The 22360-nt window shown below is 44.7% G+C and carries 22 protein-coding genes and 2 tRNA genes; 18 read left to right on the top strand and 6 right to left on the bottom strand.

Features of this window, described 5'->3' with window-relative positions:
• Window positions 1–141 precede the first annotated feature (141 nt).
• The 5 genes from AS194_RS00120 (at window position 142) to AS194_RS00100 (ending at window position 2966) form a co-directional block, all read left to right on the top strand.
• Complete coding sequence (locus tag AS194_RS00120) at window positions 142–507, top strand: hypothetical protein (protein ID WP_058023472.1); 366 nt, start codon at window positions 142–144, stop codon at window positions 505–507.
• 122 nt (window positions 508–629) lie between these two features.
• A tRNA-Ala gene (locus AS194_RS00115) sits at window positions 630–705 on the top strand.
• A 160-nt stretch (window positions 706–865) separates the two neighbouring features.
• A tRNA-Glu gene (locus AS194_RS00110) sits at window positions 866–941 on the top strand.
• 273 nt (window positions 942–1214) lie between these two features.
• Window positions 1215–1868 (top strand): LysE family translocator, encoded by a 654-nt coding sequence (locus tag AS194_RS00105; RefSeq protein WP_058023471.1) that lies wholly within the window; start codon window positions 1215–1217, stop codon window positions 1866–1868.
• A 135-nt stretch (window positions 1869–2003) separates the two neighbouring features.
• The gene (locus tag AS194_RS00100; RefSeq protein WP_058023470.1) at window positions 2004–2966 is read left to right on the top strand and encodes a hypothetical protein; all 963 of its coding nucleotides are present in this window, start codon (window positions 2004–2006) and stop codon (window positions 2964–2966) included.
• An 89-nt stretch (window positions 2967–3055) separates the two neighbouring features.
• Here the strand turns inward: AS194_RS00100 and acnA are convergent, their stop codons facing one another.
• Together acnA and AS194_RS00090 are read right to left on the bottom strand one after the other, a co-directional pair.
• Entirely contained in the window at window positions 3056–5893 is a 2838-nt protein-coding gene (gene acnA / locus AS194_RS00095) for an aconitate hydratase AcnA (RefSeq protein WP_058023469.1), read from the bottom strand.
• Between the two features lie 286 nt (window positions 5894–6179).
• The gene (locus tag AS194_RS00090) at window positions 6180–7226 is read right to left on the bottom strand and encodes a DUF3025 domain-containing protein (protein ID WP_058023468.1); all 1047 of its coding nucleotides are present in this window, start codon (window positions 7224–7226) and stop codon (window positions 6180–6182) included.
• A gap of 127 nt (window positions 7227–7353) precedes the next feature.
• On the opposite strand from AS194_RS00090, the gene AS194_RS00085 reads away from it, so the two are divergent.
• Both AS194_RS00085 and AS194_RS00080 read left to right on the top strand, forming a co-directional pair.
• Window positions 7354–8070 carry a metal-dependent hydrolase gene (locus AS194_RS00085; RefSeq protein WP_058023467.1) on the top strand — a complete coding sequence of 239 codons (717 nt, stop codon included), beginning with the start codon at window positions 7354–7356 and terminating at the stop codon, window positions 8068–8070.
• A 44-nt stretch (window positions 8071–8114) separates the two neighbouring features.
• Window positions 8115–8663, top strand: a complete 549-nt coding sequence (locus AS194_RS00080; protein ID WP_058023466.1) for a YchJ family protein — start codon at window positions 8115–8117, stop codon at window positions 8661–8663.
• A gap of 168 nt (window positions 8664–8831) precedes the next feature.
• Here AS194_RS00080 and AS194_RS00075 read toward each other — a convergent pair whose 3' ends face one another.
• The 3 genes from AS194_RS00075 to AS194_RS00065 form a co-directional block, all read right to left on the bottom strand.
• Window positions 8832–9740, bottom strand: a complete 909-nt coding sequence (locus tag AS194_RS00075; RefSeq protein WP_058023465.1) for a class II glutamine amidotransferase — start codon at window positions 9738–9740, stop codon at window positions 8832–8834.
• Window positions 9741–10085, bottom strand: coding sequence for a hypothetical protein (locus AS194_RS13850; protein ID WP_227511542.1), 345 nt, complete (start codon window positions 10083–10085; stop codon window positions 9741–9743).
• Window positions 10086–10156: 71 nt separating this feature from the next.
• Complete coding sequence (locus tag AS194_RS00065) at window positions 10157–11392, bottom strand: homoserine kinase (protein WP_058023464.1); 1236 nt, start codon at window positions 11390–11392, stop codon at window positions 10157–10159.
• Window positions 11393–11578: 186 nt separating this feature from the next.
• On the opposite strand from AS194_RS00065, the gene hisF reads away from it, so the two are divergent.
• The 8 genes from hisF to AS194_RS13785 all read left to right on the top strand — a co-directional run bounded on the left by hisF (window position 11579) and on the right by AS194_RS13785 (window position 20047).
• Window positions 11579–12361 carry an imidazole glycerol phosphate synthase subunit HisF gene (gene hisF, locus AS194_RS00060; RefSeq protein WP_058023463.1) on the top strand — a complete coding sequence of 261 codons (783 nt, stop codon included), beginning with the start codon at window positions 11579–11581 and terminating at the stop codon, window positions 12359–12361.
• Window positions 12362–12547: 186 nt separating this feature from the next.
• A complete protein-coding gene (gene ribE / locus AS194_RS00055; protein WP_058023462.1) occupies window positions 12548–13069 on the top strand; it encodes a 6,7-dimethyl-8-ribityllumazine synthase in 522 nt (173 codons plus the stop codon).
• A gap of 216 nt (window positions 13070–13285) precedes the next feature.
• Window positions 13286–14137, top strand: coding sequence for a transcription antitermination factor NusB (gene nusB / locus AS194_RS00050; RefSeq protein WP_227511541.1), 852 nt, complete (start codon window positions 13286–13288; stop codon window positions 14135–14137).
• An 8-nt stretch (window positions 14138–14145) separates the two neighbouring features.
• Window positions 14146–15177 (top strand): thiamine-phosphate kinase, encoded by a 1032-nt coding sequence (thiL, locus tag AS194_RS00045; protein ID WP_058023461.1) that lies wholly within the window; start codon window positions 14146–14148, stop codon window positions 15175–15177.
• A 3-nt stretch (window positions 15178–15180) separates the two neighbouring features.
• Entirely contained in the window at window positions 15181–15786 is a 606-nt protein-coding gene (locus tag AS194_RS00040) for a phosphatidylglycerophosphatase A (RefSeq protein ID WP_058023460.1), read from the top strand.
• 434 nt (window positions 15787–16220) lie between these two features.
• Complete coding sequence (gene glmU, locus AS194_RS00035; protein ID WP_058023459.1) at window positions 16221–17597, top strand: bifunctional UDP-N-acetylglucosamine diphosphorylase/glucosamine-1-phosphate N-acetyltransferase GlmU; 1377 nt, start codon at window positions 16221–16223, stop codon at window positions 17595–17597.
• 183 nt (window positions 17598–17780) lie between these two features.
• Window positions 17781–19625: a glutamine--fructose-6-phosphate transaminase (isomerizing) gene (glmS, locus tag AS194_RS00030; RefSeq protein WP_058023458.1), complete on the top strand. Its 1845-nt coding sequence runs from the start codon at window positions 17781–17783 to the stop codon at window positions 19623–19625.
• A gap of 110 nt (window positions 19626–19735) precedes the next feature.
• Window positions 19736–20047 (top strand): hypothetical protein, encoded by a 312-nt coding sequence (locus AS194_RS13785; RefSeq protein ID WP_200960295.1) that lies wholly within the window; start codon window positions 19736–19738, stop codon window positions 20045–20047.
• A 1-nt stretch (window position 20048) separates the two neighbouring features.
• Here the strand turns inward: AS194_RS13785 and AS194_RS00020 are convergent, their stop codons facing one another.
• Window positions 20049–20414: a MerR family transcriptional regulator gene (locus AS194_RS00020; RefSeq protein ID WP_058023457.1), complete on the bottom strand. Its 366-nt coding sequence runs from the start codon at window positions 20412–20414 to the stop codon at window positions 20049–20051.
• Between the two features lie 86 nt (window positions 20415–20500).
• Here AS194_RS00020 and AS194_RS00015 point away from each other — a divergent pair, with 86 nt between their 5' ends.
• From AS194_RS00015 to AS194_RS00005, 3 genes are all read left to right on the top strand, one after another.
• Window positions 20501–21379 carry an alpha/beta fold hydrolase gene (locus AS194_RS00015; protein WP_058023456.1) on the top strand — a complete coding sequence of 293 codons (879 nt, stop codon included), beginning with the start codon at window positions 20501–20503 and terminating at the stop codon, window positions 21377–21379.
• Window positions 21380–21440: 61 nt separating this feature from the next.
• Window positions 21441–21749, top strand: coding sequence for a hypothetical protein (locus AS194_RS00010; protein WP_227511540.1), 309 nt, complete (start codon window positions 21441–21443; stop codon window positions 21747–21749).
• Between the two features lie 74 nt (window positions 21750–21823).
• Window positions 21824–22348, top strand: a complete 525-nt coding sequence (locus AS194_RS00005; protein WP_058023454.1) for a PaaI family thioesterase — start codon at window positions 21824–21826, stop codon at window positions 22346–22348.
• Window positions 22349–22360: the final 12 nt, after the last annotated feature.

Raw genomic sequence — 22360 nt, 5'->3', positions numbered from 1 at the left:
AGAAGCTGAATAACTTCTAAACTAAACAGTTAATTAGCGAAACTTGTCGAATGTAAAAGGGTCAGGCCATCTCTGACCCTTTTTTTGTTGTTAGTCAATACGCCTACTTCCATATCATCAAATTTTTAATTGGAAATAAACATGGCCGCCAAAACTGTCACGATAGAAAGCAAAGATTATGTGTTTAACACCCTAAAAGAAGCGCAAAAATACTACGATACCATCGTAAAAGAGCTTTTTGAGGCAAACCTTACCCTAACCACAGGTCAGGATTTTGAAGATTTAAAATGGATATACCGCACTTACTGTAGTTACACCAAAGATAATCTAGATAAATTGGGCGAATTTAATATTACTGGTGTTAGAGGTATCAGAACGATCCGAGAAAAAGGCGGTCAATATGTACCAACCGAATGCTGTGCGATTATTTTTTCTGATGGTAGCGAAGCAGAGTTTTATACCGATAAAGCCATCAAAGAAATCGCGCTTAAGCAAAATCCACGCTAATTTGGGCTTCTTGGGCCTTTACAACAGGCTAAAACGCTTTTTTTTGCATATTTATGCATTATTTTTAAAATAGTGGTTGACAAGACTGCCGCTCTTACATAAAATACGCACACTCTTAGCGAGGGGCTATAGCTCAGTTGGTAGAGCACTTGCATGGCATGCAAGGGGTCAACGGTTCGACTCCGTTTAGCTCCACCATACTTATTTATAGCAACGCTCAGTATTACTGAAACGTAATCGTAAATACTCGCTAGTAGGACAATATCAGCACCTAGGCAAGGCTTGCTCTATTATTAATAGATAAGCTATCTGATATTGTGAAGTACCGTTGGTAACCACTGGTTATAACACTCTATGCGTCCCCATCGTCTAGAGGCCTAGGACACCGCCCTTTCACGGCGGTAACGGGGGTTCGAATCCCCCTGGGGACGCCACTATTCGGCGTCACTTATTAGCCCTTTTGCATAGCATCAGATCAGACTAATAAGCGAACACTAAAAAAGCCCAGTCATCATCCGGTGACTGGGCTTTTTTACGTCTGTCATTTCTCAAATATGTCTTAACGCTGCTCTCACCACCTTATAGCTATCCGCGCTATTGCCAAGCTATTCAATGCTCGCTACTATCTACTCCATAAGTATTCTGTACAATATAAAAATGCCCTACGACGTATGGATTTTTGGTGCTACTAAAGGAAGGGATTAGCTATGTTTGGTATTGAGAATTACTTAGGGTTTGTCCTAGCCGCTATTTTATTAAACCTCACGCCCGGCACCGATAGCATGTATATCATCACCCGCAGTGTCTCGCAAGGACAAGCCGCAGGGGTTTATTCTGTGTTAGGCATTACCTCTGGCGCTTTGGTACATACATTATTCGCGGCGCTAGGACTGTCAGTGCTGCTCGCCAACTCCCCTACGGCATTTATGCTCGTGAAGTATATTGGTGCGGCTTACTTGTGTTATTTAGGCTTTAAAATGCTAACGAGCAAAAACTCGAACTCAATAGCGAACCATTTGTCTAAAGCTCAGAATGTGACTAACCAAAAGGCCGTAGACGGCTGGAAAATCTATCAGCAAGGCATGTTGACCAATGTGTTTAATCCAAAGGTTGCCTTGTTTTTTATTGCGTTCTTTCCGCAGTTTATCGACGCTAGTTATGCTTATGGCACGCTGTCATTTTCAATATTGGGCCTGACTTTCGCGACCACTGGCTTTATATGGTGCTTATGTTTGGCGCTATTGGCGGCGCGATTTAGTACACACTTGCGGGAAAACCCCTCTATTGAAACAATGTTAAATAGAGTCAGCGGTATGGTGTTTATTGGGCTGGGGATTAAGTTATTGACTGAAGAGAGCTGACTACAAATGAATAAGGCAGCTATATTAATGGGCTATTTTCATATATCTTAAAAGAAGCTTTTCGAATCATGACTATTTCACAATAAATAGTTGTGTATGAAAAAACTCAGTAAACATCAAACCTTAGGAGAAATAATGAGCATTATTAAAAATGCAATAGATTCAATCCAAATTGGTGTTGAGGATTTTGAAAGTGATGACAATAGACGTAGTGTTTCTGCTGTGAGAAATATCGCGGCTGGAATTTTATTATTATACAAAGAAAAGCTTTGTCGATTATCTCCACATGACAATAAGGAATTATTGATAAAGCAGAATATTGTGCCTGTGCAGAATTCTAAAGGTGAAATAACTTTTGAAGGAAAAGGTAATAAGACAGTTGATGTTCAGTCCATAAAACAAAGATTCAAAAGTTTAAACATTACAACAGTAGATTGGGACAGATTTGATGAAATCAGTAGACTAAGAAACGATTTAGAACATTACTACACATCTAAGTCTCCCGATGCTATCAGAGAAATCATAGCCAAGTCATTTTTGCTGATTAGAGACTTTCTATCAGAGCATTTGCAAGAAGATCCTCAGGAGATTCTGGGCGATGATTGCTGGAAAGCTTTACTCGAGATAAATGATGTTTACTCGGCAGAAGAAAATGCTTGTACAGCAAGTCTTGATGCAGTCGATTGGAAATATCGTTCAGTTGAAATAGCTCTTAAACACCTTCGTTGTGATCAGTGTCACTCTTCATTAATACAAGCTCTACATGCTGAAGATGTTTATCCAATGATTGACTTGCATTGTAAGTCATGTGGGGAAGACTTTAGCTTTTACGATGTACTTGAAGAATATATTACAGACTCTTTGGCTGGAGAAGCACATTTAAATATAAAGGATGGCGGCGAATCTCCTTATGACGACTGCCATGAATGCGGAAAAAGTACCTTTATTTACGAAGAGGGTTGTTGTGTAGCTTGTAACTATGAAATGGAATATAACGAATGTGAAACGTGCGGAACCTCTCTTAGTTTAGAAGATCAATACAATGAAAGTAAATGCGGTTACTGCCAGTATAGGTGGGAAAAAATTATGGCAGAATAATTTTTCTCAATTCAAAGTATCATTCAAAATTATATACAAAAAAACCCAGTCATTACGACTAGGTTTTTTATTCTAAATCTAATCAATTGTTAGCCTGCTTCTTTGCTCTCGCTTGCCAATTGACGCAGTACATAGTGCAACACGCCACCATGACGCACATATTCGCGCTCTTTTGGTGTTTGTAAGCCGACATTGACCTCAAAGGTTTCTGTCGAGCCATCAGCACGGGTGGCGGTGACGGTGGCGACTTTGCTCTCGCCATTATCAAGGCCTGTGATGCTGAGCACTTCTGAACCATCGAGGTTGTATGTAGACGCGTCTTCATCGCCTTTAAAGGTCAACGGCAAGACGCCCATGCCCACGAGGTTAGAGCGGTGAATACGCTCAAAAGAGTTGGTCAATACCGCCTTAACACCCAGCAAAATCGTACCTTTGGCTGCCCAATCACGGCTTGAGCCTGAACCGTATTGCGCGCCGCCAAGTACCACAAGCGGACGCTTGTCTTCTTTGTACTTCATCGCCGCATCATAGATGGCCATTTCTTCACCATCTTCGAGCGTTGCGCTGTCGTCTTTGAAGTAGTAAGTATAGCCGCCCTCTTTGCCACCCATCATGGTATTTTTGATACGGATATTGGCAAAAGTACCACGGGTCATGACTGCATCATTACCACGGCGTGAGCCATAGCTGTTAAAGTCTGCTTCCATCACACCGCGCTCTTGCAAGTACTTACCTGCTGGCGATTCTGGATCGATATTACCTGCTGGTGATATATGATCGGTAGTAATCGAGTCACCAAATAGACCCAAAATACGTGCGCCTTCGATATCAGGAATACCTTCTGGCTCCATGGTCATGCCATCAAAGAACGGCGGGTTTTTGATATAGGTTGATCCTTCATCCCACGGATACAGTTGGCTATCCGCTGAGCTAATCGCATTCCATGCGGCACTACCGTCGAACACTTCACCGTAGTTTTTGCGGAACATATCAGCGTCGATATTATTGGCAATCAACTCGTTGATTTCTTCTGAGGTCGGCCAGATATCTTTTAAGAATACATCGTTGCCATCTTGATCTTGTGCCAATGGATGGGTCGTCAAGTCGATGTCAACCGTACCAGCTAATGCATAAGCAACTACCAACGGTGGTGACGCCAAGTAACTGGCCTTCACATGCGAGTGAATACGACCTTCAAAGTTACGGTTACCAGATAGCACCGCTGCCGCTAGCAAATCGTTCTCTTCGATGCCTTTTTCAATCTCTTCTGATAATGGGCCTGAGTTACCGATACAAGTGGTACACCCATAACCTACAAGATAGAAGCCTGTTTTTTCTAGCTCATCCATCAGGTTGGTTTTTTCTAGGTAATCAGTTACGACTTTAGAGCCAGGAGCCAATGACGTCTTAACCCAAGGCTTGGCTTTAAGCCCTTTGGCCGCTGCTTTTTTGGCAACCAGACCGGCACCAATCATAACGGCTGGATTCGAGGTATTGGTACAAGAAGTAATGGCAGCGATGACCACAGAACCATCTCTTAATTTATGCTGTTTATCATCGATACTAACATTTGAAAAGACATTATTTGCTGGTGCATGTTTGAGATCATCGTCTCTTGTGTCGACTTCGATCTTTGGTTCAGCTGCCAAGTGTTCCGCTTGCTCTTGCTCGCCGCCTTCTTGGTCAAAGCGTACTTTGCCTTCGACTTCTGACTTGCGATCTTTGGTCATTTTTTCTAGCGTTTCGCCAAACTTCTCATGCATATCAGACAGATTGATACGCTGCTGTGGCAAGTTTGGCCCTGCTAATGCGGGCTGTACTGACGACAGATCGAGCTCTAGCTTGCTCGAATAAGTCGCCGCTGGCGTATCGGCATCGTGCCATAAACCTTGCGCTTTAGCATATTTTTCGACCAGTTCAATCTGCGCTTCTTCGCGACCTGATAGACGCAGATAATCAATCGCCATTTGGTCAATTGGGAAAATACCACAAGTTGCACCGTACTCTGGTGCCATATTGGCAATGGTGGCACGATCTGCAAGTGGCATACTGTGTAAGCCTTCGCCATAAAATTCAACAAATTTGCCAACCACACCGTGCGCACGCAGCATCTCAACCACACGTAGCACTAAATCGGTCGCGGTAACACCTTCAGTTAGCTCGCCAGTCAGCTCAAAGCCGACCACTTGCGGAATCAGCATAGATGACGGTTGACCTAGCATCGCCGCTTCGGCCTCAATACCACCCACACCCCAACCGAGTACGCCAATACCATTAATCATCGTAGTATGACTGTCGGTACCAAATACCGTATCTGGATACGCCATCAGCTCGCCATCAACATCCGCTGCCATCACGACGCGCGCGAGGTACTCAAGGTTGACCTGATGCACAATACCGGTCGCGGGCGGGACAACCACGAAGTTTTCAAAGGCTTGCTTGCCCCAATGCAAAAACTCATAACGCTCGTTGTTGCGTTTAAATTCAATTTTTTCGTTGAGATCCAGCGCATCCTCACGGCCATAAGCATCGACCTGTACAGAGTGATCGACGACCAGCTCACTAGGGATAAATGGGTTAATCTGCTCAGCACGACCGCCAAGCTCGACCACTGCATCACGCATCGCAGCCAAATCAACGACTGAGGGCACACCGGTGAAATCCTGCAACACCACACGCGCTGGCATAAAGGCGATTTCTTTTGACGCCTCGGCGCCTGCATCCCAATTGGCAACCGCTTCGATATGGTTTTTGCCGACCGACTGGCCGCCATCTTCGTTACGCAGTAGATTCTCTAACACGACCTTCATACAAAATGGTAGCGTTTTGATATGCTCGTAAGTTTCGGTAAGTTTGGGCAGGCTGTAGTAGGCATGCTCCTTGCCAGCAACTGAAAGGGTGTCTTTTACATTAAAAATATCACTCATGATAGCTTCCTTATCGTTGTTATAGATCCTAGACATAAATTATTATAAGTTTATGTATAACGGGTGGCTCAATAGATGATCGATATATCTTTAATCAGCAGAGCAGTTTAATAAAACGGTCTGATGTGACTCTGTGTTAACAAAAGAGATAACCATCTCTTTGCTGTTTAACAGAAACGTCCTTTTACCATAACAAACATATGAGGCTTTGTTAACGTCTGGACGTTGTCAAATCGTGGCACAATCGTAAACGTACCAAAGGTTTGGCTAGCCAATCTTGAGTGACTCATTCCTTTTTATTCTTTTGGCGTCGACCACTGCGAAATACATAGCTGTCTTCATAAAAATCAGGCACTGCATTTTCTGCCCAGAAATGCGGCACACCTAAGATTGGCAATGGCGCAAGCTGGCGCGGTGTCACGTCATCTTTTGATAATAATGTGTCCATGTATTCGGCAACTTTGTCATCCAAAAAACGTATACGCTCAGCTAATGGTAGGGTAAAGAAACTTTGCGTCACATGGATGACAATGCTGTGCGCACATAAGGGTTTGCGCGGATAGAGTAATTGCTCTAGCAAGGCATGCCCAAAGATATACACGGCTGCCTGAGCGCTGTCATCAGGCTGTATTGGATCGTCCCATTTATCACGGGGTCTCACCAAACTTGACTGCCAGTCGAAATCAACCAATGCCTCACCAATATTAGGGTCTGCAGTGACCAGCACTGCCCCATTCTCATCAAACACCGTGATAGTGTCGCGCACACGCCCTCGGCGCTCACTGACGCCTTGTTTGGCGATTTCCAGCATGTGGTAATAATTCAGCACTGCTTTGGTCTTGGGAAAGGTCAGCCAAATACTGCCATTAAATAGGTCATGCAAGTTGTCACGCGTCGGAATGTTGCCAGTTGTACCGATGAAATGCTCGTAAGCTTCGCCATCGGGCAATGCATTTTGAGAGACAAATTGTAGCGTTTGAGGCATTTGGTTATGGGTAGGTTTGGTCTGCGGTAATGGCTGTTCTAAATGATTGGCCTGCTGCTGCATCGCCGTTTTTAAGACGTTGGCAATCGTGTCAGGCGTACTGATGTCAGAAGCATCTACATACTGCTCATCTAAACTATCCGATTCACTTAAGCTATTCATCTGCTGACTTGGTCTACTAAGGCGCTCAATAGTGGTGCTCAAGTAATGTCGTTGAGTAATGTGCAACAGCCACGGCGCTTGCCAATCAATCTCAGCAAAGCTGTTATCAAGTGTGCCCTCTATTTTAGACGGCGGCTCAATACAGGCGGTAGAATCAGGTTTGGTAGGTAAATCACTGGCAGGCATAGAAGCTCTCTCTTACAGGCTATCTCTGTTAGATGTCTGGCTACTCTATGGTATCATGGGGCGCTTTTTTACAGCTAGATGCACCGCTCGAAAGGTCTTTTTGAGCGCTATGGATGAATGAGTTTTTATGGCAAATTTTAATACCCACTTAAATGTCGCTTTTATGGTCAGCGGCACCCTGAGTTTGACGGTTTATAAAGCTGGATTGATTGATGATTCAGGGTTTTTAGTATGCGTGGCGCTTGGTACCATTGGTGGATTGCTACCAGATTTGGATTCAGATAATTCAACACCGATTAAGCTGGGTTTTAATATTACCTCGTTTGTCTTTGCCTTTGGCTTGGTCATGCATTGGCGTAGTGATTTGAGCTTGCTCGCATTGATCGCATTATGGCTGGCGGGTTATGGTTTTATGCGTTATGTGGTGTTTTATGTTTTTACCACGATGACGGTGCATCGCGGCGTCATCCATTCTGTGCCTTATATGGCGATACTTGGACTGGGGTTAACCTGTCTAAGCTATTATGGTCTGCATCTACCGCTGACAACCAGTTGGTTTTATGGTCTGTTTTTATTTGGCGGTGCGATGGTGCATTTGGCTCTAGATGAGTTGTATAGCGTCAATTTGTCCAATATGAAAATGAAGCGCTCGTCGGGTACGGCGATGAAGTTTTATCAGCATAAAGACAAATGGTGGTATTTGCTGCTATACGTTATTTTGGCGTTATTGTTATATATAGCGCCGCCGTTTGACACCTTTTGGCAGCAGGTCAGTAATCCTGCAGCTTGGGCAAAGCTTAAGCTCGGTCTATGGCCAGAATTGATAAAAGGCTGGCTAAATTAAGGCCGCCTCTACCAGCAAAAAATGATAAGTAATGAGAGTACACTATGTCGACTTCTGCCGCCCTCCAAACCTGCCCTTGCCAAACCAACCCCGCGTCAGAAACCACCACCGCGCCCCTACTTTATAAAGACTGCTGTCAGCCTTATCATGACAGCCTGTTAAATAAAGAAGCGGATGACATCAAGGCAAAAACGGCGGAGCGTCTGATGCGCACGCGTTATAGCGCTTTTGTGCTTATCAAGCCAGAATACATCGTCAAAACCACACTACCCGCGCAGCAAAGCTTACTTGATGTGACAGCAATTGAGGAATGGGCCACTAAGACCGATTGGGCAGGATTAGAGGTTGTAGAACACAGAGCAAAGCTTGGCAAACGACATGCGCAGGTTGAATTTAAAGCTTATTTTAGAACGCCTAATGGCTTGCAAGCGCATCACGAGTTGTCGGCCTTTGTAAAGGTAGTAAGTAAAGCCCATCATGATGCGCGTTGGTATTTTCTCGACCCGACCGTTCCTATGACTGTCACACAGAAACAGCCGTGTATTTGTGGCTCGGGTGAGAAGTTTAAGCGTTGTTGTGGATTATATAGTTAATTCACTGTAAAACCGATACAGTGCCTGCCAGCGCTATATAGTTAGCTGAATGTAAAACTGTTATGGATTTAAACGCGCTACTGGTATAAATTTTACTTGCGTGCTGCGTTCCCAGAGGCTGCGCAAAATTCATCCCAGTAGCGCTATGACATTTTTAGAGTGTATCGACTATACACTGGCCCCAACCGCCCGTGCCACCGCAATCCCTTCATCAATGGTCAAAAACTTACGCTGGCTTGGACTGTCTTTATAAATAATCTCACCCTCAGAGAATATCAGACATTCATTGACCGCCAACTGTTGCCAGTTTTCATTTTCAGTCAATGGTACGGTCACCAAGATCGTCACCTTGTCGGTATCGGTGGTGACATCGCTAAAGTTAATCGCCAAGTCATCGTCCGCCAGTTTCGCTTCGCCAAATGGCGCTTGGCGGGTGAGATAAAACAATAAGCTACCGGCATACGCCAATTGCCAGCGGCCGTTGGAGATTAGACAATTAAACAAACCGTTGGCCGACAAATAACGGCACTGCGTGGTCAAAAAATTAAACAGCGTCTGGTCGTCAGGACGGGTTTTAAAAGTGCTTTTTAAGCGATTGACCAAATAGCAGAATGCCATTTCAGAATCAGTTGAGCCAACTGGCTGACAATGCGCGGCATTGCCGTTGTCTTGTAGGCGCTGACAGCGTTTGATAAATTCGCCATTCATCTGCCCGTTGTGGGCAAACACCCACTGCTCGCCCCAGACTTCGCGGACGAAAGGATGGGTATTTGCCAGACAGTTTTGTCCCTGCGTGGCTTTACGAATGTGGGCGATGACATTCATGGCCTTAATCGGATAATTATTGACCAAATCGGCCACTGGCGACAGGTGGCTTGGGCGATTGTCATGAAACAAACGTAGCCCTGTTGAGTCGTTTGCCGTCTCGCCATTATTGGTGCAGTCGCTACGCTCAAAAAAAGCAATACCAAAACCGTCCTCATGACTGTCCGTCATACCGCCGCGCTTGCGAAATCCTGCAAAGCTAAAGCCAATATCTGTTGGGGTATTACAGTTCATTCCTAAGAGTTGACACATTTATAAAGTACCGCCGTTATTGTCGTCTATTATTGAGTTACCTTGAGTACCATTGACTTGAGTAGCATTGCTTTGATTGGCAGATAGCGCATCAAAGTCAGCATCACTCATCTCATCAAGCAAAGCGGCGCCATCAGTTGGGATGGTATCCAAAATGCGCTGAGCGCTTTCCAAATCAGTTTTTTCTACCCAGAGAACGATACCCGAGTTCATACCAGGGATCGCGCTGAGCGGCTGCAAGGACACGGTAATGCCATTATTACGTAATAGATTGGCATGCAGCTCGCCTTGCATATTGGTATCAAAGCGCGCCAGTTTGTGCCAGTTGTCAACGTGATCGGTCATAAAATCTTCCTTAAGCATAATGAGGGGCAGTTTTCATCAAAAACGTATGAAACCAGTACGTCTGATAAAAATTAAAATCCTTGCGACCAATGAATCTGACCGATTGGGTATTCATCTATATGAAAACCATTCGGATATGCTTTAAATCCAGATTGGTTTTTTAGCTGGCTAACAGCGGCTTGCGCTTGTTGCTCAGTGGCAAAAACCCCAATCAGCTTGAAGTCTTCGACATCATTGTTTCTATCATCATCTTTATAGCGGGCATGTTCAAGCACAAACACAGTATTTTGCGCTTTTTCTACTTGCGCCCAATGGTAAGCGGCCAGACGTTTCATCAAGTCAGGGTTTTTGACCATGATGTTATCACCCGTACGGCCTTCGGTACGGTTGTAGTGAATCACATTTAGACGTAATAACCAGAAAATCACCGCCGCCTTTGCCAGCATAACAGGTAGTGCACGTTTTTCGTCGTTATTTAGCGGGCGGATCGACTCATAACCTTGTAAGAACGCTGCCATTTTACTGCGGTCAAAGTTAACGGATTCACCTTGTTCTGCAACGCCCCACGTGGTACAAAAATCATTTATGGTAATCGCAATGTCCATCACGTAATGCTCGACACTGACTTCGGTAAAGTCCAATAGACCCGTCAAACGCGCTTCGCCTTTTTGTAGATTCCATAAGGTATTGTCGGCGAACATATCTAAATGACATAGGCCTTTTGGCAAGGTTGTCAGTGGCAATTCTGAATAAGAGCGCCAGATATCGCTCATCAGCTTGGCTTCGTCACCTGGCATGAACTGCATTTCACGGTCACGCACGTCGCTCCATGGATACAAAGGCACGCCATACTGCTCACTTGGCTGCAATGCTTGCAGCGTCTCATGCAGCATGGCTAATGCTGCGCCAATATCATGACACATCGCTTGCGTGGTTTGCTCGGGATGTGAGCCTGCTAGACACGGCACTAAAGTGATGGCTTTGTCTTCATAATGGATGACATAGCGTTTATCATCGCCATCCGTTTGCGAACCATTTGACTCAATAACGGCTAACGGTGCGGCGACTGGTAATTTGCCATTTAACTGATTGAGGATAACGGCCATTTTTTCGATATCAGCAGGCGGACGCTCTTCAAATAATGTAAACACGTAAGAGTAGGTGCCGTCTACATCGTCGGTCGTTTGAATAAACCAGTTTGAGTTTTTAATACCTTGAGTGATCGGAATCGCGCGGGCAAACGATACGCCAAAGCTTTGGCAAAAGGCGGCAAACTGATCATCGGTTAACTGGGTATAGACGGACATGACATCTCACTTATAGCAATTGGGTAAAGAGGTTAGATAGAATAAATTGATGCGGTAATGACCGCAATTGTACCGCGCATCATAAAACGATGGTGAAAAGCGTAATAATCTTGCGAAAACCTGCCTGAAATAGCAGTGATTTTGCTAGACTAGCGCCTATGAATTGATTATAAGGTGAAAGACCCTATGTTAGCAAAGCGTATCATTCCTTGCTTGGACGTTGACAATGGCCGCGTGGTCAAAGGCGTACAGTTTGTCGATATCAAAGACGCAGGCGACCCTGTCGAAGTCGCCCGCCGCTACAATGAACAAGGCGCTGATGAGATTACTTTTTTGGACATTACTGCGACCAATGACGAGCGCGATACCACTTATCATACGGTCGAGCGTATGGCTGAGACGGTATTTGTCCCACTCACCGTAGGCGGCGGCGTGCGCAAAATCGCTGATATCCGCAATTTGCTCAATGCGGGCGCAGATAAAGTCGCAATTAACTCAGCTGCGGTATTTACGCCTGAGTTCGTCGGTGAAGCCGCGCAGAAGTTTGGCAACCAATGTATCGTTGTTGCTATAGATGCCAAACGCGTTGCTGACATCAACGTCGATGGGATTACTGTGCCGCGTTGGGAGATTTTCACCCATGGTGGCCGTAAGCCAACCGGTATTGATGCCGTCGCTTGGGCGAGCAAAATGGCTGAGCTGGGCGCTGGTGAATTACTAGTCACTTCGATGGACGGTGATGGCACTAAAAAAGGCTACGATTTGGCGCTGATGCAGCAAATTACGAGCCGCGTCAATGTACCAGTTATCGCCTCAGGTGGCGTCGGTAACCTGCATCATTTGGCAGAAGGCGTGTTAGAAGGCGGCGTCGATGCGGTACTTGCCGCCAGTATTTTTCACTTTGGTGAATATACCGTATCGGAGGCCAAAGCCTATATGGCAGCGCAAGGGATACAGATGCGTCTGTAGCACGCTCGTAAAATACAAATAACACCCAAAAAAATGCTATCATAGCGCTAACCATTTATTTTCGTTCAATTAACTAGGCCACCGTCAACATGATGAGCAACCAAGTTACGTGAATATATCAGACTATTTAGCCACGCATTTACATCCCTATTTTAATTAAACGCTTTATTAAGCAAAGGATTTTTTATGTCGAATTTACAACAGCAGCGCAACGACGTGACTCATATCGATGGTAATCTGCATCAAAACGCTGACGCGCGCATTGGTATTGTCGTCGGTCGTTTTAACGGTTTTGTCGTTGAGTCATTGGTTGATGGTGCGATTGATGCCCTACTCCGTCATGGCGTATTGGGTAGCAACATTACTGTTATCCGCGTTCCTGGTGCATTCGAACTGCCACTTGTGGCCCAGCGCGCTGCGGAATCAGATCGTTTTGACGCGATTGTGGCATTGGGTGCAATCATCCGTGGCAGCACGCCGCACTTTGATATTGTAGCCAGCGAGTCGGCCAAAGGTTTGAGTGCTGTGGCAATGGATTATAATATCCCTGTCGCCAACGGTATCATCACTACTGATAGCATCGAGCAAGCCATTGAGCGCTCTGGTACGAAAGCGGGTAACAAAGGCTCTGAAGCTGCGATGGTTGTGCTAGAGATGATTGCTGTTTTGTCACAGCTAGACATCGACGACGATATCGATGAAGCTTAAGCCTTAAAGCTCAAATTTATTAGTTTAACTGGTGCTGCTATTGAGCAATAGCAGCACTCCATAGCATAAGCCAGCTATCAAAATAATTGGCTATTTTTTGAATTTTCGCCGTATTTCTATACCCTTTAAAATTTTGAATAAACAAAGCTAAAAAGCTACTTTGTTAATTTATATTTTGACTGGGTATCATCTCAAAAATTTAGGTACAGACCCCCTATGACTGACCAACTCAAGCGCGCTATTAGCGCTGCGAAAACCGCACAAGCCAATCAAGCTGAAGCTACCCGTATAGCGAGCAGTAGTGCAGGTGATCAAACCTTCGATATGAGTGAGTCTTCTTACAAGACCAGTCACACCGCCATCCGTAAGGCACGCCGTTTTGCCATGCAAGGCCTATATGAGTGGCTCGTTACCGATCGCCGCTTTGATGTCGATGGCAAGCTTGGCTGGAAAGACAATGCCCCGCATGACATCGCTGCCCGCACGCGCGCAACCAATGCCATGCATACCGTGCATATCGGCTACTATCACGAAATGATGCGCGTTATCCCCGAGCAGATTGAAGCGCTGGACGCCCTCATCAGCCAGCATCTTGATCGTGAAGTTGATAAATTGGACACCGTTGAGCACGCTATTTTGCTTATTGGTGCGTATGAGCTACAAAACCGTATAGAGATTCCATATAAGGTTGTGCTTGATGAAGCAATGAAGCTAAACAATCACTTTGGGGCGACTGACGCTCATAAATTGATCAATGCTGTTCTAGATAAAATGGCTGGTGAGCTGCGTGCTTTAGAGGTACAAGCAGATACCAATGCCAATCTACGTACGTCACAAAAAGCGGCGGCTAAACAATCTGAAGCGAGTTCGGCTGAAGTAACGGTAGCTGACAATATCGTAGCGACTGCTGAAACAGAAAGCGCGATCGATAATGCGCCGACTGCATCAAATAAGCCACGTATCAGTGCGAACAAAGCTAACGTTAAACGCAGTAGTGCCAGTAAAGCCAGTGCCAATATCAGTGACTTCAAGGCGAGCAAGAAAAACGCTAACGATACCAAAGACTAAGACTAGTTATGAACGAGTTTGAGCTGATTGAGCGTATATTCTCACAGATGCAGGCCACGCATGCGCCATTAACGGATATCGAAAAAGGTATCGGTGATGACGCGGCTGTGATGGCATTGCCAGCAGGATCACGCTTGGTTAGCTGCATTGATACATTGGTTCAAGGGCGTCACTTTCATGCTGACTTTGCACAAGTAGATAAGCTTGCGTTTGAAATTGGTTATAAAGCGGTCGCGGTTAATGTTTCTGACATTGCAGCGATGGGCGCTACCCCACATAGTATTTTGCTAGCGTTGGCATTGCCTGAGCGTCTAGCGAATCATGAATGGCTCACGACATTTGCCAAAGGATTGTTTCATGCCTGCCAGCTGTTTGGCGTAACGCTGATTGGTGGCGACACCACGCGCAGTGAGCGCCTAGTGCTAAGTGTCAGTGCGCAAGGATTGCTTGTCGCAGATACACCAGCTGTTTATCGCTCAGGGGCGCAAATTGGTGATAAGGTTTATGTATCAGGCACACTTGGTGATGCAGCTTTCGCCTTACATCATCCTGACAGCGCACAAGGCATAGAACTGGCGCATCGCTTGCACATGCCGACGCCGCGCATCGCTTTGGGTGCAACATTAGCGAAAACTGGTGCAACTGCGATGATCGATATCTCTGACGGTCTTTATCAAGATCTTGGACATATCTGTCAGCAAAGCTCAGTCAGTATGCGTATTCATTTAGCTCAATTACCGAGTAGCGAGTCACTAGCCACGGTAGAGTTATCTGAGCGTTTGTTATGTCAATTAGCGGGTGGCGATGACTACGAATTGGCGTTTACCTTGCCTGCACATATTGAACCGCCTGTTACCAATACGCCTGTCACTTGTATTGGAGAAGTCGTTGCGCTCGCAGATTCTATTGCGACAGATGCCAAATCGCCTAATCACTCACGTCTTGAACTGTTTTATCAAAATCAGCCAGTCACACCGACTCAATCTGCCCCCTTCTCTATGTGGCCTAATCTCACCGGTTATCAACATTTCACAGGCTAATCCATGACTGATCAACACTTATCTAAGCCTGATATTCGACAAGCAAATGACTGCCCGCCTCTACCAATCGGTGCCAGTATGCTTGACCGCATGGTTTATTGGCTCGGACTAGGTTTGGGCAGCGGCCTACCTCGACGCGCGCCCGGTACGTGGGGCACGGTTGGTGGTCTGATTGTGGGTGTGCCACTGATGAGCTTGGGTTTCGTTCCTTTTTTAATCTTGACGATTTTGTCGTGTTTGGTTGGTGTTTGGATTTGCGGGCGTACGTCTGAGTTGATGCAGGTACACGATGATCCGCATATTGTGTGGGATGAATGGGCTGGCATGTGGATTACCCTATTGCCGTTATCTTATATATTATCATATGTATTTCCTACGTCTGAAAATACCTTGTCGATAATGATGCTGCCGATGTTTTGGGGCTGGCTACCGACTGCTTTTATCCTATTTCGCGTATTTGATATTTTAAAGCCACCACCGATTGGTTGGGCAGACAAAAAGGTTGCGGGCGGCCTTGGGGTAATGTTGGATGACATTATTGCAGGGATTATGGCAGCAGTGATTTGGTTGATTATTTACATCATTGTGATGATGTTTATGTCTTTTTAATATTATTCCGCGGAAATCATTAGGGCGTGTTGAACATTCGACCATGGCACTGACAGCGACTATTTTTTAGGCGATTCGATGTTAAAAATAATAAGTTTAGTCATTCTAAGCGCTTATTTTTAACATCGAAGCGGCAAAAAAGAGTCCTGTCCCTGCGGGCTGATGCTAAAATTGCCCCATACTGCGTTACAAATCTCGCTAAGGCATCTGCATTATCGTCGCTTTGTGCCTTGTCTGGAACAATTTTAGCGATCAGCAGTGCCTATTTGCGAATGTTCAACACGCCCTACTTCGGTTTAGCCATCTTACGTATTTGATTTTGCTTGCTTAAGTTTTGGGTATTCAAGTTACAAAGCTTGCACGTCATAATTTTTTTTGTGCAAGTTTTTACGCTATAATTCAACATTATATTTTGTTACATTTGTAGGCTTATTATGACATCTCCTCTTTCTGTGATTATTTTAGCTGCTGGTAAAGGCACTCGCATGCAGTCGGCAAAGCCAAAGGTTTTGCAGACCCTAGCTGGTAAGTCATTATTAGCCCACGTATTAGATACTTGCAATCAGCTCACTGTTGATGAAACCATCATTGTCCATGGTTTTGGCGGTGATCAGGTAAAGTCAGAGATTACCAATCAATATACACAGTCGTCGTTTACTTGGGTTGCTCAAACTGAGCAGTTAGGAACAGGTCATGCGGTCAAAGTGACACTGTCTGATTTACCGAAATCAGGGAAAAGTCTCATTCTGTATGGTGATGTGCCATTGGTCAGCTGCCAGACATTAGCTGCTTTAAAAGCTGCCAATACTGATGGTATGTCTATGCTGACGTTGACTGTCGATAATCCGTTCGGGTTGGGTCGTATCAAACGTGACCAAAACGGCAACATTGAAGCCATCGTTGAGCAAAAAGATGCCAGTGCTGACGAGCAAAATATTAGAGAGATCAACAGTGGTATCTACTGCGTAGACAACGCCCTACTGCATAAGTATTTGCCAGAGCTCTCTAACAATAACGCGCAACAAGAATATTACCTCACTGACATCGTCAAAATGGCCGTCGCTGATGGTATTACGATTGTGGCGATTGAGCCTGAGCATACGTTTGAGATTGAAGGGGTTAATAACCGCCAACAACTCGCAAGCCTAGAGCGCACGTGGCAACGCAAGGTAGTCGCCGACCTACAAGAAGCAGGCGTTCAATTTGCCGATCCCACGCGCGTGGATATTCGCGGGTCGTTGAGTGCCGGACAAGATGTGTTTATTGACGTCAATGTGGTATTTGAAGGCGACTGCACTTTAGGCGACAATGTCTATATTGAAGCAGGCTGCGTCATCAAAAACGCTCAGATAGGCAATGCTTGTTATATTAAACCTTACTGTGTGATTGATCGCGCTGACATCGGAGCTGGTGTCGACATAGGACCTTTTGCACACCTGCGTCCTGATACGGTATTGTCTGACAACAGCAAAGTCGGTAACTTTGTTGAAATTAAAAAATCAACAATCGGTCAAGGCAGTAAAGTAAATCACCTAAGCTACATCGGTGATGCAACTGTCGGCACAGGCGTCAATGTCGGTGCAGGTGTCATTACTTGTAATTACGACGGTGTCAACAAGTCCCAGACCATCATTGGAGATAATGCCTTTATTGGTTCCAATGCAAGCCTAGTCGCGCCAGTAACCATCGGAGACACGGCTACCATCGCTGCAGGCTCTGTCATTACCAAAGACGTTGATAGTAGTGCTTTAGCATTTGGCCGAGCTCGTCAGGTACAAAAAAATGACTTTCAACGACCGACTAAAAAATAACTGGTTTATCGAAAGTTTGATCAATTGCCGTCATTCTTGAGTAAACCTAAGCAGTACGGCAATCGTGGTAGTACTGCTTCATCATACTTTTGAGCTAATAACTGAGCATTGGTAGCTAACGACACTTACTAGTCTTGTACCATCATATATTGAATTATTAAAAAACAAATTTAAGGAAAAACCATGTGTGGAATCGTTGGCGCAGTTGCTGAACGCAATATTGCGAATATCTTGCTTGAAGGTCTTAAGCGTCTAGAATACCGAGGTTATGACTCAGCGGGCTTAACGGTCATTCGTGATGGTGAGCTACATCGTGAGCGTCAAGTGGGCAAGGTTCAAGCCTTGGTCGATGCGGTTGAAGCCAGTACCGATTTTTTTGATGGGCATATTGGTATCGCTCATACTCGCTGGGCCACGCATGGCGAACCTGCACAGCGCAATGCACATCCGCACGTATCTGGTAAGATTGCCGTCGTTCACAATGGTATCGTCGAAAACTACGCTGAACTCAAAAAAGAGCTCATCGCTAAAGGCTACGAGTTTACCTCACAGACCGACACCGAAGTGGTGGCGCATCTGATTCATGACATTTATGAGCAAACCAATGATTTGCTAGAAGCGGTACGCGCAGTGATTCCTAAGCTGCATGGTGCATTTGCTTTAGGCATCATTCATGTGGACACACCAGATGAGCTGGTCGCGGTACGTTTAGGCTCGCCTTTGGTGATTGGTGTTGGTATTGGTGAAAATTTTATCGCCTCAGATCAGCTGGCACTACTGCCAGTCACCAACCGCTTTATGTACCTAGAAGAAGGCGATATTGCCAAATTGACCCGTGACAGTATTAAAGTCTATGTCGATGGCGAGAAAGTCAGCCGCGAAGTGCATGAAATCGATGCCAAGCAGCATAATGCTGACAAAGGCGAGTTTAAGCACTATATGCTCAAAGAAATCTATGAGCAGCCAGATGCAGTCGCGCGTACGCTTGAGATGGCGATTGATAACCGCCAAGCATCAGCCCTGCGTGATGACTTTTTAGCACGCAATGAAGCGCAGTTATCAGGCGTACAGCATGTACAAATCATCGCTTGCGGCACCAGTTATCATGCGGGGATGGTTGCTAAATATTGGTTTGAGAGCTTGATGCGCCTATCCTGCTCTGTTGAGGTTGCTAGTGAATTCCGCTATCGCAATCCTGTAGTACTCGACAACTCGCTGGTGATTTGTATCTCTCAGTCTGGTGAAACAGCCGATACCTTATCAGCCCTGCGTGAGATCAAAAAACAAAACCCAGCAGGACTGGTTAGTCTAGCACTATGTAACGTGCCTACCTCAACCTTGGTTCGCGAGACAGACATATTCTTGCCGACCCTTGCAGGTCCTGAGATTGGTGTAGCATCGACCAAAGCTTTTACCACCCAGCTGGTCGCACTCATGCTATTGGTTTTAAAAACAGGCGCAGTACAGCAGCGTATCGACAGCGCAAACCTAAGCACCTTACTTGGCGAGCTACAAAAGCTGCCCGGTCAACTCTATGCCAGCTTGCACCTTGATGCTCCGATCAAAGCGATGGCGGAGCACTTTGAAGATAAGAAAAGCTGCTTATTTTTAGGGCGCGGTCTACAGTTCCCTATCGCTCTGGAAGGCGCATTGAAGCTCAAAGAAATCTCTTATATCCACGCTGAAGGTTACGCCGCAGGTGAGCTCAAACACGGTCCGCTAGCGCTTGTTGACAAAGACATGCCAATCGTCGTGCTGGCACCCAAAGACAGTATGCTCGATAAGCTCAAAGCCAACATGCAAGAAGTACATGCCCGTCACGGCGAGCTGTTCGTCTTTGCTAGTGAAGATAGTCACATCAATGCTGAAGAGCGCCTACATGTAGTATATGTTAAAGCAGTTTGCGAGACGCTTGCCCCTATCGTCTACAGCGTACCCATACAGCTACTGTCTTACCATGTGGCCGTGATGCGCGGTACTGATGTCGATCAGCCACGCAATCTTGCCAAATCAGTGACGGTTGAGTAATATAAGTTATTGATTTTATTATAATATTTATTAAAAATTATCCGTCATGCTATTGTGTGACGATTCATCCTTTGCTATCTTGTATCAACGAGGTGGCAAAGGATTTTTTTGTGAATAACAAAAATAGAAAAGGACCCACAACAACTGAGTCTTCGAAAGATTATCAGCCATTTGTCAAAATAGCTGATATATTCTCACTTGGAAGATCTCACCGTGTCTTTGATCACAAGACTAAACGAACACACCACTACAGCCCTATGTCAGCAACCAAGGAAGATATAGCTGAGTTCATGAAGTCTGAGTTCCCTCAAGCAAAATACAAGATTGAGGCAGTAAATAGTAGTGGGTCAATTTTATCCCATGATATTGGTTTAGATGATTTGAGACCTGGAGGTACTATATCGGGACCTTTCATAACTTAGATTAAAGAGCTAGCTTATCCTTATAAGAACACATGCCTTTTAATGCATCATCTATTAACGCTTTCATTTTAGATAACTCTAGAATCTTAACTTCAATTTGCTTGTTTTTTTCTATAAGCTTTTCACCCATTTGTGATTGGGTCAGGTTGTTTGTATACAGTAGCTCTGTTAACTCTTTAATCTCTTTTAAGGTAAAACCTAACTCTTTCGCCATGGAGATCATATTAAGCTGGTCGACTGTCTTATTAGTATAGTCTCTATAGCCATTAGCTCTTCTAGATGGTGGCAATATCAACCCTTCTCTCTCATAAAAACGGATCGTATCTCTGCTTAGTCCGACTGTTTCAGTTAATTCTTTTATATTCATTATCGAGCACCCTCAATTAACGCTTGACTGTGGAGTAATGTCCATAGTTTATAGTAGGCGTTAATTAACAACAAGTAGGGTTTTTTATGGATATTAATATATTGACGGATGATAACGTCGAGCTGCGTGCAACTCTTTATAAAGCTGCTAATCCTAAAGCCGTTGTTCTAATAAACCCAGGAACCGCTACCAATACTTCTTATTATTTACCTTTTGCTAAATATTTAAGAGAGCATGGTTTCCATGTCATTCTATGGAATTACAGAGGGTTTTGCGATTCTAAAGTGAGTCATCTAAAGGATTGTCATTATCAGTATTCTGATATCGGACGGTACGACATTCCAGCTGTTATCGATACAGCCAAGCGCCTGTTCAATGACTTACCCTTGTATTGCGTAGGGCATAGCGCTGGAGGTCAACAAGTTGGCCTTGCTCATAATGCTGATCAATTGGATGCTTTAATCGCAGTGGCTGTCTCAGCAGGATACTTTAGCTATATGCCGCTTCGCTATCGTCTTAAGGCTAACTTCTTTTTCCGTTTTTTAGCACCGCTTAGTAATAAAGTCTTTAATTATGTGCCGGCTAAAAGCTTCAAACTCATGGAAGATTTGCCAGCTGGTTTTACAGAGGAATGGGGGGCTTGGTGCCGAGAAAAAGAGCTGTTTTTCTCAGATAAATTCTATGGGAAAACCATTCCCCTTGGGACTTACAAAAATTTTAATGTGCCAACTTTCGTATTCACTGCCGATGATGATGAAATCTGTACTGAACGCAACCTGCATAATTTTTGGAAAAATGTGACCAGCGATCAACCCATCACTTTTAAACGCTATACCATTAGCAAGGGATCAGACCAATCAGTTGGACATTTCGGCTACTTTAGAAGTAAAAACACTCATATTTGGCAAGATATTTTAGAGACGATCAACAAGGTACATCATGATAAACCGTTACAAACATTATAAAACCCTAATTTTCATTGTATTACTTAATGTGTTCTCGAGCATTTTGCACTATGTTCATAATGTGGTTTATTTTGACCACTATCCTGAGCCTGATTGGTTATCCCCTCAGCTGGTAGATGCTTTTTGGTTCGTCATGACACCAATCGGTACCTACGGCTTGATCGTGGCTGTCAAAAGCCAGATGACCAAAGGACGTTGGTGGCTTTATTTGTATGCGTTGATGGGTTTATTGTCATTACTACACTACAACGTTGAGACTGATAATATTATGACGATCACCATGCACAGTCTTATCTGGTTTCAAGCAATATCTGCTTTTTGGTTAATCGGCTATGTAACGATGTATTTTAAAAATAAAAGCAAACATTAAGAACACTAATTGATAAAACTTTGGTCTTTATAAGAATGAGATAACCTCTTATTTATCGTTTTAAGGAATTGAAAATGAATGTTGAAGAAACTATAGCAACATGGGAGACAGAAGAAGCACTCATTAGAGAAAAGCTAGGTGACGCTGACGTCATTCCATTATCAGACTTAACCACTCGCAGCGGTATGGACATTTTTAATGCTATGTTTGCAGGAGAGCTGCCTCATCCTCCTATTGGTCTAACGCTCGACTACACTCCTATTCATATGGAAAAAGGTATTGCCGTTTTTCAAGGGCGTCCAAAGCGTCATCATTACAACCCATTGGGTACAGTCCATGGTGGCTGGTTTTGTACGCTTTTAGATTCTGCTGTTGGCTGCGCTGTACATACGCTTTTACCAGCAGGAAAAACCTATACAACTTTAGAGATAAAAGTAAATATGGTGCGAGCTTTGACAGTGGCAACACCTTTAGTACGGGCTGAAGGTAAAGTCATTCATGCTGGTCGAAGAACAGCAACTGCTGAAGGGAAAATTGTAGGGCCTGATGGCAAGTTGTATGCTCATGCCACCACAACCTGCATCATTCTTGATGTTTAGATAGCATTTTCG

The organism is Psychrobacter piscatorii, from assembly GCF_001444505.1.
In the GTDB taxonomy this organism is placed as follows: Bacteria; Pseudomonadota; Gammaproteobacteria; order Pseudomonadales; family Moraxellaceae; genus Psychrobacter; species Psychrobacter piscatorii_B.
This window is presented reverse-complemented; position numbering and strand designations above follow the sequence as displayed.